The organism is Pseudodonghicola flavimaris (assembly GCF_030164425.1).
Taxonomy (GTDB): Bacteria; Pseudomonadota; Alphaproteobacteria; order Rhodobacterales; family Rhodobacteraceae; genus Pseudodonghicola; species Pseudodonghicola flavimaris.
Map to the genome: position 1 here is coordinate 1 of NZ_JASNJD010000006.1, position 15013 is coordinate 15013.

Consider the following 15013-nt stretch of genomic DNA (forward strand, 5'->3'; position numbering starts at 1 on the left):
CCCAGCGATCTGAGAAACGCAGTCTGAGCATCCATTGCGAAACGCACTCCCATCTTGAGATGGGTATCACCTCGCAGTCCGCGCCGGCGCAGACAACGTGCCGCTCAGACACCGCTTACGTATCTTCGACCAGCTGCCTTACCTGTTCGTAGTCCTCAACAGTCGCGACCACTGCTCCGCTTTCATCCCTCTCCCTTGAATCTGCGTGCAACAGTGCAACAGTTTTGACCAAGGTGATTACCTTCGGGAAATCCCTCAGGATTCTTGGATGCGATGCGGGAAGCGCCTCCGCAATTTCGCTTAGGAATGGGATGGACACTTCACAGGGGTTCTCTCTCATCTCCCGGTACTTGTCATGGAAGGGCTCCAACTCTTCAGGCGTTGGCTCCGTTGTCCCTGCCCCTGATGCCTGGGCCAACAACACCGCTCTGATCTGCTCCGAGCCTTCCTCGATATTGTAGGTCAGCATCCGAGACTGATCCTCATGGTGGATTCTCGTCGCTGTGGTTGTCATGATCAGACCGCAAGGCCCTTCGACGACTGGCAACTCAATCCCCTGTAACCCGTCTCGGGTGCTCTGCACTGTGGCGTATCTGATCTGCCCTTCGGTCAAGAGTTGCCTTAGGAAAGCCCGTCCAACCCCATTAGACATTCCAGCCGCTTCTTGAATGATCAAGGTCTTATGCCGAAGATCAAGCTGCCCCCCCATGTAGGCCAGTGCTCGTTCCGACATACCCTCGAATTGCTCGTAGGCTTCCGTCGGGACATACCGTTGCGCACATGCGAGACCATATGATTTACCGCTACTGGCTGGCCCCATGATCAACAGGGAAACCGGCTTATCTTGTAGCGCGGACAGAAGGGACAAGTAGGCCAGAACTGGCAGCTTGGTATCGCCTATATAGCCATGCTTCCGCAGGCTTTCTTCAAGTTCGTCAATCAATTTTATCTCCAATATTCAAGATGTTAAGGGAAGCAGGATCGCAACCCCTACATTAATGATCCCATGAAACAGAGGAGACAAAAACGGAGATGAAATGATGAAGGATTTATCCTTTAATCCGTCTTTGGTCGCACAAGTGTGCGCACAATCTGGAAGCACTAGGTACCCAGATCAGTTCAGAACAATGCGCGATAGGCGACGCCAGCTAGTGCAGCGATTGAGAATATACCAACGAAGAATACTGCCAGCCCAGCAAATTTCCATTTATCGTATGCGTAGGCCAGCGCCGCAAAAAAGATGAAGCCGAAGATTAGATCAAGAAACCCAATACCTTCGCCTTGCTCGTATCGACTCCATGGCTCTCCATTTAGCGCCCAGTTATCTTGGGCATGACTGAATTCAGGGGGCACGATAACAGTTATTATGGCAATCAGGAGGGTTAAACTGGGAAAAAATATAAGCTGCTGATTTCTTTCATCCTTGCCCTGCATATTTTGCTCCGATTTTCTCGCCTCTGTTACGATAGACGCCCAAAGTCCTTCCTCTCTGCCGTCGTCCTCATTCCTTTTCCGGATCATGTCCATCGGCCATTTCTTAGTCTAAGCCAAAGCCAAGCCGACGCAATGGCGACAATTGCCCCTACTGCCCCGACGTCGAAGACAAGGGATGCCTTCCACTGGCAGAGATTGCCGAAATTATTGAACGCATGGTGTAACTGTTCTTGTTCCGTCCCAGCGGGCAACGGGCAATCAGCCCGAAAGAAACCGAGAGCTGTACGTCCAGGAAGTAAGAAGCCCCCAGTGAACAGAAGTTCGTCAAAGAGCCAGACGAAGGCTCCAGTGATAGAAATAGCGGCTAAGACAATACTCTCTCGCTTACTCAAACTACGCGCCTCCTTACCTGGATAAAACTAGAATAGATGCAACCGTAAATGCAGACCAACCCAAGCGCAGTTTGGCAAGCCCCCAATAACCTGTAAACCAGTCTCACTCACTCTTCAAAACGTCTTTTACCATCACTCATCCCTTATCGAGATTCAGGAAATATCCATTCATACTGTTTGGGCGGCATGATACCCTTACCCGAATTTTGTTGAGCGACTTGATCTCAACATTGGGGTAGCCTTCAAGCTTTGCCTGCGCATCCTTGATGCTGGTGGCCACATAGAGATCGACCCTTGGCTCATTATCCCAACCGCATACTCCGACAACCTCCACCCCAACGGCCTTAATGCTCTTGTCTTCGGGTATGACAAAACACCCATCGCTTCCACCCAAATGCAAGGTAGCACTGTCATTCATAAAGACATGCTCTCGCATTCCAACTTCCACAACCGACTGAAAATCTGGCGGCTCCTCACACATCAGGATGGAAAGGATTAGTTCCAACATAAGCTCACACAGGCTCAATACATACTATCATTCATTCTTCCCCAGAACGCCTCAGTTGCCTGTACTCCACCCTGATAATTTTCTCGATTGATTTCACTTGGATCATTTCCAACCCGTTTTCTAACATCCATTCCCTGAGCTGTCTGGCCTGCTCGGAAACCGTAGCGGCAAGTTCACCGCGCCCCGCCCTTGAACGCAACTCCTCAACGATAGCCTCCTTGTTTGAAGGTCGGCCCCTCGGTCTTACTGGCGGTGCCTGATCAGGGAACCAGAAGCGCGGCAAGGGCCAGCCCTGCTTAATCGCAAACTCCTCAACCCAATCTTTTGTAACCCCCGTTTCAGGCGAAGGGAGGGATTCCAAGTCACAGACGTCTTCGACGGGAACCAGACCCTCAGCCCGCCAGTCTCTCCCCAGTGCTAAATTAACATGAGCTCTTTGTAGTTCTGCCTCAATCACCTTCTGGGGAAGCCCCACTGTGCGCTCCCGATGCCATTCTTGCGCAATGACGTTGATCGGCAGAATTCTTACATTCCTATAGGGGTCGGTTGGCAAATCTTCACTTGCTCCAAGTATTCTCTCTTGCGCTCCAAGTTAAAGCCACGTCCGTAGCGTGTTCCAACGCCACCAACGCTGCTCCACCCACCGATGTTGTCGATAAGCTCCAACGGGGCACCAACGTCCCTCAGGCGGTCCCTCATTGTATGTCGGAAACAATGGCAGGTCAGGTCACCGTAGGTTTTTGAGAGGTACTTGTTAAGCGTGTTGCTCGCATGAGTAGCGACGAAGCCGGTCTCCTTCTTCCACCGGGGGAAGACATAAGCCTCTTTTCCAGCCCTCTCTTGAAGCATGTGCATCGCCTCAAGGGCAGCCCCGATTAGCGGAACCTCCCGCTCAGAGTTTCGTGTCTTGAGTCTCCTCAGCGGGTGGGGAGTGATACGCATTACCGCTTCACCCAAACAAACGTCCTCCCACCGCAAGCCAACGACCTCAGCCAGCCGCGCACCTGTCTCACCGAGGATCGGCAGAACCAATCTTGTGTCTTTCCCAGACGCCAGAGCCTCGATGTACAAGGCGGCCAATTGCTCACTTGAGAATACCGCTCTGCTGCTGGCGTCTTTGCCTTCGTGCGGGATGTTCAACCGGGCGAAGGGGTTTCGCTTGTCTTCTTCCTGTTCATGGAAACCGAACTCGAAAACGGCATGAAGGGACTGGATTCTACGCCTAACTGTTGCACTCTTGTTGCCTTTTTCAAGAAGGGCCTGCACCAGTTGTCTTGCCTCCGCCCGCGTATACTGGGCGATATCTTTGTTCCCGCAGATATCCAGAAGCGCCGCCACAGCAAGGCGGACAGGACGTTCACAGATATCCCTGAGGGCAAGATACTGTTCGAGACAAGCGGCAAGGTCCATCGACTTAGGTGACAGGCTATGGGCAAGCCTCTGCACATCAACAGGGAGAACATTGTCAGCAGCCCACAGCGCATCCAGTTTGGAACTTAGAGCACTGGCTGTCTTTTCTGCCTTGTCTTCGTCCCGCCCTAAGTTCACTCGAACTAGAGTGCACCCGAAGGCTTCCGCCACCCCCTTAGGCACCCGGCGATTGTAGTAGTATGTCTCCCCACGTCGAACCGTGTGACGCAATTTGTATACCATCTGAAGCTCCAAGCTTTGAATAACACTCGGACAACAAACAGTTTTCTTGGAGAGTATGGTGCGGTCGAGAAGACTCGAACTTCCACTCCGGTTAAGGAACAGCGACCTCAACGCTGCGCGTCTACCAATTCCGCCACGACCGCACTGTCTTAGCTTGGTAGGCGGCCTCTTAGCGAACGCGCAGGAGGATGTGAAGAGGAAATAAGCCTGCCGCGCAAAATATCCCGTTGCGGTGCGGCTCCGCTCTGCACCGGAGCCTTGCCGCCGCCCCGTCGGATGGCGTGGCCTCCGCCAGAGCGCATCATTCAGGAGGAGGCTGTCCGGGCATCGCGGTCGGCAAACGGCGCAGGATCCGGCCGGGACTGGGAAGGACGATGCGGCCGCCGCGAAGGCGGCCACCGCGCCGACTGGGAACGCGGATTTGCGCCCCGCCCCTCTTCCCCCCGGCCGCGTTCCGCGCTAGGTCCGCCGCATGGTCGAATGGAAAATCACCGACGGGCTCACCGCGTATCAGGACGCGCTGGACTTCATGGAGGCCCGCGTGGCGCAGATCGCCGCCGGCGAGGCGGAGGAATGCATCTGGCTGCTGGAGCATCCGCCGCTCTACACCGCCGGCACCAGCGCCCGGCCCGAGGATCTGACCGATCCCGATCGCTTCCCGGTCTACGAGGCCCGGCGCGGCGGGCAATATACCTATCACGGACCCGGCCAGCGGGTGGTCTATGTGATGCTCGACCTCAACAGGCGCGGCCGCGACGTGCGCGCCTTCGTCCAGCAGCTGGAAACCTGGGTGATCGCCGCCCTGGCCGACTTCAACATCAGCGGACATATCCGCGACGGACGCGTCGGCGTCTGGGTCGAGCGGCCGGAGAAGCCGAGAACGATCACCGGCAAGATGGCCGAGGACAAGATCGCCGCCATCGGCATCCGGCTGCGCAAATGGGTCAGCTTCCACGGTATCTCGATCAACGTCGATCCCGATCTGGAGCATTTCACCGGCATCGTGCCCTGCGGCATCACCGAATACGGGGTGACCAGCCTGGTCGATCTGGGCCTGCTGGTGACGATGGACGATCTCGACGTGGTGCTGCAACGCAGCTTCGCCGAGGTGTTCGGCCCGCTCTGAGCCCGAAACGGACCGCCCAACGTCCCACCCGGCCCCGACGCTGCCAAGGCCGCTTTGCGGCCTGCCTCCGGCGGGGATATTTTGGGCCAGAAAAAGACCAAGGACAGTCCCCTGACGCAGGCCGCGGCACGGGCCGCCCGGCGGCGCGGCGGTTGACATTCCGACGGCCTCGCCCAAGGATCGCCGCGCCTGCCGGGGAGGGTCGTCATGGCGAAAGAAATCCGCACATTTGCCGTCATCGGGCTCGGCTCCTTCGGTCAGGCCGTGGCCTCGGAACTGGCGCGCTTCGGCAACAAGGTGATCGGCATCGATCTCGACGATCGCCGGGTGGCGCAGGTGGCCCCGATCCTCGATGCCGCCGTCATCCTCGACACCACCGACGAGCTGGCACTGCGCGAGGCCGGCATCGACCGCTATGACGTCGCGCTCACCGCCATCGGCCGCGATATCGAGGCCAGCATCCTGACCACCATGAACCTCAAGATGCTGGGGATCGAGACGATCTGGGCCAAGGCCTCCAGCAGGACCCATCACCGGATCCTGTCGAAGCTGGGCATCGATCGGGTGATTCTGCCGGAACAGGAGATGGGCCGACACATCGCCCAGATGCTGAATAACCCCGTGGTGCAGGATTATGTCAGCCTCGGCAACGGCTACAACGTCGTCACCATCGTGATGCCGGAGCGGCTGGAGGGCACACCGCTCTCCGCCCTTGGGATCGGCGATCCGCATGACGTCCGGTTGCTGGGGCTGATGCGCGGCACCGAGTTCCGGGCGGCGGAGACGGCCGATTTCGCTCTCGCCTGCGAGGACAAGCTGATCCTGCTGGGCAAACGCCCCGAGCTGCGCCGGTTCGGCGATTCGCTCTGATCCGGCGCGCCGATGCAGCCCCTGCTCTCCACATTCTCCCGCCGGATCGCCCGGACGCCGCCGCCGCTGTTTCTCGCCGCGCTCTATGCGGCGCTGATCCTGGCCGGTGCCCTGCTGCTGATGCTGCCGGTGTCGCGGACCATCCCGCTCAGCTGGTCGGATGCGATCTTCACCGCCACCTCCGCCGTCACCGTCACCGGGCTGGTGGTCTTCGACATCGGCTCGGGTCTGACGCTGTTCGGTGAAATCGTCCTGGCCCTGCTGATCCAGCTGGGCGGCCTGGGGCTGATGACCTTCGCGGTGTTGATCCTCGGCGCGCTGGGACTGCCGGTGGGGCTGACCGGGCAAATCTATCTGCGCGAGGAGCTGAACCAGAATTCGATGCACCAGCTGATGAAACTGGTGAAGACCATCCTCAAGGTTGTGCTGGTCTGCGAGCTGGCCGGTGCCCTGCTGCTCTCGGCCAGTTTCATTCCGCATTCCGGGGTGCTGCGCGGCCTGTGGGAGGCGCTGTTTCACGCCATATCCGCCTTCAACAACGCCGGCTTCTCCACCTTTCCCGACGGGCTCGTGCCCTTCGCGACCGATCCGCTGGTCAACCTCGTGATCCCGGCGCTCTTCATGATCGGCGGCATCGGCTATGTGGTGCTGCACGATATCTTCAGCGGCAAGAGCCCGCGGCTATGGTCGATGCACAGCAAGATCATGCTGCTGGGCACCGCCATCCTGGTGCCCTGGTCGGTGGGCCTGTTCGCACTGCTGGAATGGCACAATCCCGGCACGCTTGGCCAGTTCGACAGCGTCACTGCCCGGCTGATCGTCAGCTGGTTTCAGGGGGTGACGCCCCGCACCGCCGGGTTCAACACCACCGATATCGGCGCCCTGCACGACAGCACCGCGATGCTCTTCATCTCGCTGATGCTGATCGGCGGCGGCCCCACCTCCACCGCCGGCGGCATCAAGGTCACCACCTTCGTGGTGATGCTGCTGGCCACCGGTGCCTTCTTCCGCCGACAGAGCCAGATTCACGCCTTTGGCCGCAGCATCGCCCTGGAAGAGGTGCTGAAGGTCATGGCGCTGACGGCGATCTCGGTGATGCTGATCTTCATCGCCGTCTTCCTGCTGACGATGACGCATGAAGGGCATTTCCTCGACATCAGCTTCGAGGTCGCCAGCGCCTTCGGTACCGCCGGCCTGTCGCGCGGCTTCACCGGCGATCTGTCCGGCTTCGGCCGGGCGGTGATCATCGTGGTGATGTTCCTGGGCCGGGTCGGCCCGCTGACGCTGGGCTTCTTCCTCGCCACCCGGACAACGCCGCGGGTCCGCTACCCCGCCGGCACCATCCACCTGGGCTGACCCCCCGGGCCTAGCCATGGCCGAACCTGGCGGCGCCGGCACAGGCGAAGGGGGCGCATTCCAGCTCCAGCGTGCTGTGGCCGATACCGAAATCCGCATGCAGCCGCTGCTTGACCGCCGCCTTCACCGCGTCCGCCCGCGACCAGTCGGCCTCGGCAATGACCAGATGCGCCTCGAGCGAGGGCTGATGTTCCTGCATGATCCACAGATGCACGTGATGCACCTCTGCGACGCCCTCCACCGCCTCCACCGCATCGGCCACACTCTCGGCGCGCAGATCGGCGGGACCGGCCAGCATCAGCACGCCGAAGACCTCGCCGACATCGGACCAGACATGCCACAGGATATAGGCGGCGATCATCAGCGTCACCAGCGGATCGACCCAGGTCCAGTCCCACAGGATCACCGCCGTCCCCGCCACGATCACCGCGACCGAGCCCATGGCATCGGCGACATTGTGCAGAAACGCCGCCCGGATGTTCATGCTGTCCTTGGACAGCGCATAGGTCAGCGCCGCGGTGGCCAGATCCACCACCAGCGCCAGGATCGCGATCCAGACCACCAGCCAACCGTTCACCGGCTCCGGCTCCAGAACCCGCATCACCCCCTCGTAGATCAGGTAGATCGCCAGAACCACCAGCGTGGTGTAATTGACGAGCGCGGCCACCGCCTCCGCCCGGCCATAGCCGAAGCTCATCTGCGCGGTCGCCGGCCGCCGGGCGATCCTGCGGGCGCCGAAGGCGATGATCAGCGCGATCGCGTCTGAGAAATTGTGCAGCGCATCGGCGATCAGCGCCAGCGACCCCGACAGGATGCCACCGACGATCTGCGCCAGCGTCAGCGCCATGTTGACCGCTACCGCCCAGGCCACCCGGGCATCCCCCGCCCCGGCCGAGAGGTGGTGATGGTGATGATGATGGTGGTGAGACGCATGGTCCTGCGGCATCGCGATCGTCCTTGTCCTGAGTCGCCTGCGACCCTAATCTCTCTAGCGACTAGAGCTTCAAGAGGGCAAATCATGCTGTCGATCGGCGAAATGTCGCGGCGTACCGGGGTCAAGGTGCCGACCATCCGCTTTTACGAAGGCAAGGGGCTGCTCAGCCCCGCCGCCCGCACCGAGGGCAATCAGCGCCGCTACGATCAGGCCGCCCTGACCCGGCTCAGCTTCATCCGTCACGCCCGCGATCTCGGCCTGCCGCTCGAGGATATCGCGGCGCTGATTTCGCTGGAGCGCGCCGAGGGCACCGCCCTCGACCGCGCCCATGACATCGCCCGGCGCCAGCAGGCCCGGCTGCGCGACCGGATCGCCCGGCTGGAACGGCTGGAACGCGAACTCGACCGCATCGCCGGGGCCTGCGACGGCCAGCACGATCAGAGCTGCGCCGTCCTGCATGCCTTCAGCGATCACGGCCCCTGCGCCGGCCCGCACTGACCGGCCCCCTTCGATCTGGCTCAAATATCCTCGGGGGTGAATTGGCCGCAGGCCAAGAGGGGGCGGACAGCCCCCTCCCCTCAGGTTGCCGCCAACTTACACCGCCGCCAGGGCAGCGCGGATCTTCTCCGCCTGCTCGGCCAGAACAGCCTGATCGGCCATCTGCCCCGGCGGACGCAGCCGGTCGCCCTCGTGCCGCGGCAACACGTGAAAATGCAGGTGAAACACTTCCTGGCCGCCCACCGCCTCGTTGAACTGCTGCACGGTGACGCCGCCGGCGCCGAAGGCCGCCATCACCGCCTGGGCCATCTTCTGCGTCGTCGCGATCACTGCCGCCAGCTGATCGGCGCTGGCGTCCAGCAGGTTGCGGCAGGGGGTCTTGGGAATCACCAGGCAATGACCATCGGCCCGGGGCATGATATCCATGAAGACGAAGGTCGCCTCATCCTCATAGACCTTGTGACACGGCAGGTCGCCGCGCAGGATCTTCGCAAAGATATTCTCCGGATCGTAAGTCATCGCCCTGAAATCCCGTTGTTGTGGTGCAGACCGGTTCTGCGCCCGCAGTCATGCGGGGGCCGGCCGTGGCCGTCAACCCCGCCCCCTGCCCCGATCACCGCGCCGGACCGGAGGGCGCCCGGCAGCTTTCGACGGGAAAAATGCATCTCTACTCCATTTGGATCATGCGGCCGGGCTGCGGCACGCGCATAGAAGATCCTGTTCCGAGTGAGTGTATTTTGAAACAAATCTGATTTCATTTCCCGCCCCGCCGCCACATTATGGCCCAGCGACCGTCCTAGACCCCGTTGTTCGCGGGGCGGGCATTCCCTCCCGACGCGCCCCCTGATCCGTTTCCCCAAGCCGATCCGCTGCCGCCCACCGACCGCGGCCGGCTCCCCCGGGGCCAGGGTGCGGATCGATCGCCCCCGGTTCTGCCCCGGCCCTGTCCCGCGCGGCGCCGGCCAGACCGCAAGCGCGGCTGCCGCGAAGGCAATTTATCTTGATCCAGATCAAAGTCTTTCATTGATGCACTCACCGAGGCATTCTAAAACCTGCACAAGGGCATGTGCCTGCAAGCGCGGCACACTGTCACACGCAACAGGGAGGGACTAAATGGCGGACGCAGCCATTCACGGCCACGAACACGAGGACCAGCGTGGCTTTTTCACGCGCTGGTTCATGTCGACGAACCACAAGGACATCGGCATCCTCTATCTGATCTTCGCCGCCTTTACCGGCCTGATCTCCGTGACCTTTACCGTTTTCATGCGCCTGGAGCTGATGGAGCCCGGCGTTCAATACATGTGTCTGGAAGGGTTCCGGCTGTTCGGCGGCGGAGGAGAATGCACGCCCAACGGTCACCTCTGGAACGTGCTGATCACCTACCACGGCGTCCTGATGATGTTCTTCGTGGTGATCCCGGCGCTGTTCGGCGGGTTCGGCAACTATTTCATGCCGCTGCAGATCGGCGCGCCGGATATGGCCTTCCCGCGGATGAACAACCTCAGCTTCTGGCTCTATGTCGCCGGCACCTCGCTCGGCGTCGCCTCGATGCTGACCCCGGGGGGCAACGATCAACTCGGCTCCGGCGTCGGCTGGGTGCTCTATCCGCCGCTGTCGGTGAAAGAGGGCGGCATGTCGATGGATCTCGCGATCTTCGCGGTCCACGTCTCCGGCGCCTCCTCGATCCTCGGCGCGATCAACATGATCACCACCTTCCTGAACATGCGCGCCCCGGGCATGACGTTGTTCAAGGTGCCGCTCTTCGCCTGGTCGATCTTCGTCACCTCCTGGCTGATCCTGCTGTCGCTGCCGGTGCTGGCGGGCGCGATCACCATGCTGCTGATGGACCGTAACTTCGGCTTCACCTTCTTCGATCCCGCCGGTGGCGGCGATCCGGTGCTCTATCAGCATATCCTGTGGTTCTTCGGCCATCCCGAGGTCTACATCGTGATCCTGCCGGGCTTCGGCCTGATCAGCCACGTGATCGCCACCTTCTCGCGCAAACCGGTCTTCGGCTATCTGCCGATGGTCTGGGCGCTGATCGCCATCGGCGTGCTGGGCTTCGTCGTCTGGGCCCACCACATGTACACCGTCGGCCTCAGCCTCAACCAGCAGGCCTATTTCATGATGGCCACAATGGTGATCGCGGTGCCGACGGGGGTGAAGATCTTCTCCTGGATCGCGACGATGTGGGGCGGCTCGATCGAGTTCAAGGCGCCGATGCTCTTCGCCTTCGGCTTCCTGGTGCTCTTCACCATCGGCGGCGTCACCGGCATCGTGCTCAGCCAGGCCGGCGTCGACCGGGCCTATCACGACACCTATTACGTGGTGGCGCATTTCCACTACACGATGTCGATGGGCGCGGCCTTCTGCATCTTCGCCGGGGTGTACTTCTACTTCGGCAAGATGACCGGGCGGCAATACCCCGAAGGGCTGGCCAAGCTGCACTTCTGGCTGTTCTTCATCGGCGTCAACCTGACCTTCTTCCCGCAGCACTTCCTGGGCCGTCAGGGGATGCCGCGCCGCTATATCGACTATCCGGAGGCCTTCGCCTTCTGGAACAAGATCTCGTCGACCGGCGCGCTGATCTCCTTCGCCTCCTTCCTGCTGTTCTTCGGCATCATGTTCTATTCCCTGTTCCGCGGCGCCCGCGTGACAGAGAAGAACTACTGGAACGAATATGCCGACACGCTGGAATGGACCCTGCCGTCGCCGCCGCCCGAACATACGTTCGAGCAACTGCCCAAGCGCGAGGACTGGGACAAGGGCCACGCGCATTAAGCGCAGGCTGCCATCCCGAAACAGAAAGGCCCCGGCATCGCGCCGGGGCCTTTTTTCATTTGGGGCCCGCGCCTCCCCCGCACAATCCGCAGGTTTTTCCACCCCGCCCCCCGGCCTGTCACACGGGCGTGATCTTCCGCCTCTATCGCGGGCCGGCACCGGCCTCCGGCACAGCGCCAGGCCATGAATTGAGACAGTTCGATTTGATTTATCGGGGGGCAACATGACCGAGATCACCAGCAAACTTCTGAAAAATTCCCTGGGCTACGACAAGACCGGCAGCTTCGACAGCGGCGCCGGTGAAGGCGGCTCGGAAGTCGTCGCCTATCTCGACGGGACGCTCTATGTCACCAATGGCGCCGAGGACCGGATCGACCTGTTCGACGCCGAGAGCCAGTCGCTGATCACCTCGCTCGACCTGACGCTGATCGCGGATTACGCGGGCGTGAACTCGGTCGCCGTTTCCGCCGCCGGGGTTGCCGTCGCGGTCGAGCGCGAAGGCGCAGGTGGCGAGACCATGACCGGCGTCGTCGCGGTCTATCCGCTCGACGCGGTCTCCGGCGACCTGCCCGCCGCCACCATCGAGGTCGGCAACCTGCCCGACATGGTCACCTTCTCCAAGGACGGCGCCTATATCTTCGTGGCCAACGAAGGCGAGCCGAAGGCGGACGGCGATCCCGCCGGCTCGATCTCGGTGATCGAGGTGGCGACGATGACCGCCACTACCGTCGGTTTTGAAGCCTTCGACAGCCAGATCGCCACGCTGGAGGCCGCCGGCGTCCGGATCTTCCCCGGCGTTCTGCCCTCCACCGATTTCGAGCCCGAGTACATCGCCGAGGGGCCCGACGGCACGCTCTATGTCACGCTGCAGGAAGCCAATGCGGTCGCCGTCTTCGATCTGGAGACCATGAGCTTCACCGAAATCCTGCCGCTGGGCACCGCCGATCACAGCGAGAAGGGCCATGGCATCGACCCCAACGACAAGGACGATGCGATCAATATCCACACCGTCGATGTCGAAGGGCTGCGCATGCCCGATGCCATCGCCACCGCCGAGATCGGCGGCAAGACCTATTTCCTCACCGCCAATGAAGGCGACGATCGCGGCGACTTCGACGAGGGCGGCGATGCAGCGCGGGTCGAGGATATCCTGGCCGGCGACGTGCCCGGTGTCTCGATCGACCCCGATGCCTATACCGCGGCGGAACTGGAAGATCTGGCGCGTCTGACCGTCTCCATCATCGATGGGGACACCGATGGCGACGGCGACATCGACGTGCTGCATTCCTACGGCTCGCGCTCCTTCACCATCTACGACACCGACGGCAACGTGGTCTTCGACTCCGGCGACGACTTCGAAACCCTGATCGCCGAGCTGCGCCCGGCCAACGCCTTCAACAACGACGATTACCCCTCGGACGATCCCGATGTGGTGGACGAGAACCGCTCCGACAACAAAGGGCCGGAGCCCGAGGCCATCGCCGTGGGCGAAGTCGACGGCAAGATGCTGGCCTTCATCGGGCTGGAGCGGGACGGCGGGGTCATGATCTATGACATCTCGAACCCGAAAAAGGCCAGCTTCGTCGATTACATCGACAGCTCCGTCACCGGCGACGCCAGCCCCGAGGTGATCAAGTTCATCGCCGCCGAAGACAGCGAAACCGGCGTGGCGCAGATCGCCGTCAGCTACGAGATCTCGGGCACCACGGCGCTCTATGATCTGGCCTTCGGTCACCGGTTCAACGGCACCAACGACGCCGATGAAATCACTGGCACCGTCGGCGACGACACCCTGGTCGGTCACAGGGGCGCCGATGTGCTGGACGGCGGCGCCGGCGACGATCTGCTGAAGGGCCAGAAGGGCACCGACACGCTGATCGGCGGCACCGGCAACGACGTGATGAAGGGCGGCGCCGGCGCCGATACCTTCGTCTTCGATCTGGGCGATGGCGAAGACACCATCGTCAGCCTCGGCAAGCGCGACGTCATCGACCTGAGCGCCACCGGGCTGGACTTCGCCGATCTGACCATCACCGCGACCGGCGGCAACGATTACACCGTTGCCTATGGCGACGAGGGCGATGTGATCAGCCTGACGCTGAACGCCGGCAACACCGTTCTGGACGCCGACGACTTCCTGTTCTGATCGAACGACAACCGGGACCGCAGGGTTTCGACCGGACAGCCGCGGGTCCTGCCGCGGCTGTCGTTTTTTCCGCCCTGGCCCGTGCGGCCGGGGCTCCCTGCCGGGGGGCTGGCTGTGCTAGAAGGGCTGCACCATGCCCTATCACTGGACCGATCCGGACCCCGACAGGCGGCAGCTCCAGCTCTGGCCGCACAACTCGCTGCCCCCGCGCGGGCTGGCGATCTTCGTGCTGGCGACCTTCGCGCTGCTGATGGTGCCACTGCTGTCGGTGCTGGGGTCGGTGCTGCTCTGGGGGCTGCTGCCCTTCATCCTGCTGGCGGTGGGCGGCGTCTGGTATGCGCTCGGCCGCAGCTATCGCGACCGCCGCATCCTGGAAACCCTGACGCTGGACGAGACCATGGCGCGGCTGACCCGGCGCAATCCCGACGGGCAGGAACTGGCCTGGGAATGCAATCGTTACTGGGCCACGGTGGAGATGCATCCCCACGGTGGCCCGGTGGAGCATTACGTCACCCTCAAGGGCGCGGGCCGCGAAGTGGAGATCGGCGCCTTCCTATCCGAGGAAGAACGCGAAGCGCTGTATCTGGAACTGCTGGCCGCCTTCCGGCGCTGAGCCGGGCCGCCGCCATGGGCGCCCCAGCCGTGGTAGCTGCCCTCAGCAGTTGCCAGAGGTGCAGAGCCGGTCCTTGACCTTGGGGCCGACCTTGCCGAAATCGATCTGGCCGGTGTAACGCGCCTTCAGCGCCCCCATCACCTTGCCCATGTCGCGAATCGAGCTGGCGCCAGTCTCATTGATCGCCTTGCCGATGGCGACCTCGACTTCAGATTCGTTCAGCTGGCGCGGCAGGAATTCCTCGATCACCGCGATTTCCTCGCGCTCCCGCTCCGCCAGATCCAACCGGCCGCCCTCTTCGTAGGCCCGGGCGCTTTCCTTGCGCTGCTTGGTCATCCGCCCAAGGATATCGAGGACATCGGCATCGCTGACGCCGCCCTCTTCTCCGTCGCCGGAGCCGCGGGCCGCGATATCCTTGTCCTTGATCGCCGCATTGATCAGGCGCAGCGTGGACAGCCGCGACGCGGCCTTGTCCTTCATCGCCTGCTTCAGCGCGGTGTTTACCTGGGTACGCATATCCATCATGTTCCGTCCATCCCCATGGAATCGAACCACCGACATTACAGAAGTAAAAAGCGCGCGACAACCCGGGGAAAATCAGCTAACATGTTGATTTATATTAATCTCCTAAAATTCGGGCGGACTTGACCCCAAGCGCGCCGCCCCTTACCTATCGTGCAATTTGTCGCCAGCCCCCCG

14 protein-coding genes and 1 tRNA gene are annotated in these 15013 nt (G+C 61.7%); 7 read left to right on the forward strand and 8 right to left on the reverse strand.

Features of this window, described 5'->3' with window-relative positions:
* Positions 1-115 precede the first annotated feature (115 nt).
* From QO033_RS09535 to QO033_RS09555, 5 genes are all read right to left on the reverse strand, one after another.
* Entirely contained in the window at positions 116-469 is a 354-nt protein-coding gene (locus QO033_RS09535; RefSeq protein ID WP_284480738.1) for a hypothetical protein, read from the reverse strand.
* A gap of 650 nt (positions 470-1119) precedes the next feature.
* Positions 1120-1527, reverse strand: coding sequence for a hypothetical protein (locus QO033_RS09540; RefSeq protein WP_284480739.1), 408 nt, complete (start codon positions 1525-1527; stop codon positions 1120-1122).
* A gap of 435 nt (positions 1528-1962) precedes the next feature.
* Positions 1963-2352 (reverse strand): hypothetical protein, encoded by a 390-nt coding sequence (locus QO033_RS09545; protein ID WP_284480740.1) that lies wholly within the window; start codon positions 2350-2352, stop codon positions 1963-1965.
* Positions 2353-2859: 507 nt separating this feature from the next.
* Entirely contained in the window at positions 2860-3987 is a 1128-nt protein-coding gene (locus QO033_RS09550; RefSeq protein WP_284480741.1) for a tyrosine-type recombinase/integrase, read from the reverse strand.
* 56 nt (positions 3988-4043) lie between these two features.
* Positions 4044-4130: transfer RNA gene (locus tag QO033_RS09555), tRNA-Leu, on the reverse strand.
* Positions 4131-4459: 329 nt separating this feature from the next.
* Between QO033_RS09555 and lipB the strand changes: the two genes are divergently transcribed.
* The 3 genes from lipB (at position 4460) to QO033_RS09570 (ending at position 7339) form a co-directional block, all read left to right on the forward strand.
* Complete coding sequence (lipB, locus tag QO033_RS09560) at positions 4460-5113, forward strand: lipoyl(octanoyl) transferase LipB (protein ID WP_284480742.1); 654 nt, start codon at positions 4460-4462, stop codon at positions 5111-5113.
* Between the two features lie 207 nt (positions 5114-5320).
* Positions 5321-5983 carry a potassium channel family protein gene (locus QO033_RS09565; RefSeq protein WP_284480743.1) on the forward strand — a complete coding sequence of 221 codons (663 nt, stop codon included), beginning with the start codon at positions 5321-5323 and terminating at the stop codon, positions 5981-5983.
* A 12-nt stretch (positions 5984-5995) separates the two neighbouring features.
* Entirely contained in the window at positions 5996-7339 is a 1344-nt protein-coding gene (locus QO033_RS09570) for a TrkH family potassium uptake protein (protein WP_284480744.1), read from the forward strand.
* A gap of 10 nt (positions 7340-7349) precedes the next feature.
* On the opposite strand, the gene QO033_RS09575 is transcribed toward QO033_RS09570, so the two are convergent.
* Positions 7350-8285, reverse strand: a complete 936-nt coding sequence (locus tag QO033_RS09575) for a cation diffusion facilitator family transporter (protein WP_284480745.1) — start codon at positions 8283-8285, stop codon at positions 7350-7352.
* A 72-nt stretch (positions 8286-8357) separates the two neighbouring features.
* On the opposite strand from QO033_RS09575, the gene QO033_RS09580 reads away from it, so the two are divergent.
* A complete protein-coding gene (locus QO033_RS09580; RefSeq protein ID WP_284480746.1) occupies positions 8358-8771 on the forward strand; it encodes a MerR family transcriptional regulator in 414 nt (137 codons plus the stop codon).
* Positions 8772-8867: 96 nt separating this feature from the next.
* Here the strand turns inward: QO033_RS09580 and QO033_RS09585 are convergent, their stop codons facing one another.
* Complete coding sequence (locus QO033_RS09585; protein WP_284480747.1) at positions 8868-9290, reverse strand: HIT family protein; 423 nt, start codon at positions 9288-9290, stop codon at positions 8868-8870.
* Between the two features lie 594 nt (positions 9291-9884).
* Between QO033_RS09585 and ctaD the strand changes: the two genes are divergently transcribed.
* The 3 genes from ctaD to QO033_RS09600 all read left to right on the forward strand — a co-directional run bounded on the left by ctaD (position 9885) and on the right by QO033_RS09600 (position 14314).
* Entirely contained in the window at positions 9885-11555 is a 1671-nt protein-coding gene (ctaD, locus tag QO033_RS09590; RefSeq protein WP_284480748.1) for a cytochrome c oxidase subunit I, read from the forward strand.
* Positions 11556-11778: 223 nt separating this feature from the next.
* Complete coding sequence (locus tag QO033_RS09595) at positions 11779-13701, forward strand: choice-of-anchor I family protein (RefSeq protein ID WP_284480749.1); 1923 nt, start codon at positions 11779-11781, stop codon at positions 13699-13701.
* 133 nt (positions 13702-13834) lie between these two features.
* On the forward strand, positions 13835-14314 hold the full coding sequence (locus tag QO033_RS09600) for a DUF2244 domain-containing protein (protein WP_284480750.1): 480 nt from the start codon (positions 13835-13837) through the stop codon (positions 14312-14314).
* 42 nt (positions 14315-14356) lie between these two features.
* On the opposite strand, the gene QO033_RS09605 is transcribed toward QO033_RS09600, so the two are convergent.
* Positions 14357-14836, reverse strand: coding sequence for a GatB/YqeY domain-containing protein (locus QO033_RS09605; protein WP_284480988.1), 480 nt, complete (start codon positions 14834-14836; stop codon positions 14357-14359).
* Between the last annotated feature and the right edge of the window lie 177 nt (positions 14837-15013).

Coding starts and splice junctions, on each gene's coding strand:
- QO033_RS09535 (WP_284480738.1), bottom strand. CDS start 469: ATGCTGACCTACAATATCGAGGAAGGCTCGGAGCAGATCAGAGCGGTG.
- QO033_RS09540 (WP_284480739.1), bottom strand. CDS start 1,527: ATGGACATGATCCGGAAAAGGAATGAGGACGACGGCAGAGAGGAAGGA.
- QO033_RS09550 (WP_284480741.1), bottom strand. CDS start 3,987: ATGGTATACAAATTGCGTCACACGGTTCGACGTGGGGAGACATACTAC.
- lipB (WP_284480742.1), top strand. CDS start 4,460: ATGGTCGAATGGAAAATCACCGACGGGCTCACCGCGTATCAGGACGCG.
- QO033_RS09565 (WP_284480743.1), top strand. CDS start 5,321: ATGGCGAAAGAAATCCGCACATTTGCCGTCATCGGGCTCGGCTCCTTC.
- QO033_RS09570 (WP_284480744.1), top strand. CDS start 5,996: ATGCAGCCCCTGCTCTCCACATTCTCCCGCCGGATCGCCCGGACGCCG.
- QO033_RS09575 (WP_284480745.1), bottom strand. CDS start 8,285: ATGCCGCAGGACCATGCGTCTCACCACCATCATCATCACCATCACCAC.
- QO033_RS09580 (WP_284480746.1), top strand. CDS start 8,358: ATGCTGTCGATCGGCGAAATGTCGCGGCGTACCGGGGTCAAGGTGCCG.
- QO033_RS09585 (WP_284480747.1), bottom strand. CDS start 9,290: ATGACTTACGATCCGGAGAATATCTTTGCGAAGATCCTGCGCGGCGAC.
- ctaD (WP_284480748.1), top strand. CDS start 9,885: ATGGCGGACGCAGCCATTCACGGCCACGAACACGAGGACCAGCGTGGC.
- QO033_RS09595 (WP_284480749.1), top strand. CDS start 11,779: ATGACCGAGATCACCAGCAAACTTCTGAAAAATTCCCTGGGCTACGAC.
- QO033_RS09600 (WP_284480750.1), top strand. CDS start 13,835: ATGCCCTATCACTGGACCGATCCGGACCCCGACAGGCGGCAGCTCCAG.
- QO033_RS09605 (WP_284480988.1), bottom strand. CDS start 14,836: ATGGATATGCGTACCCAGGTAAACACCGCGCTGAAGCAGGCGATGAAG.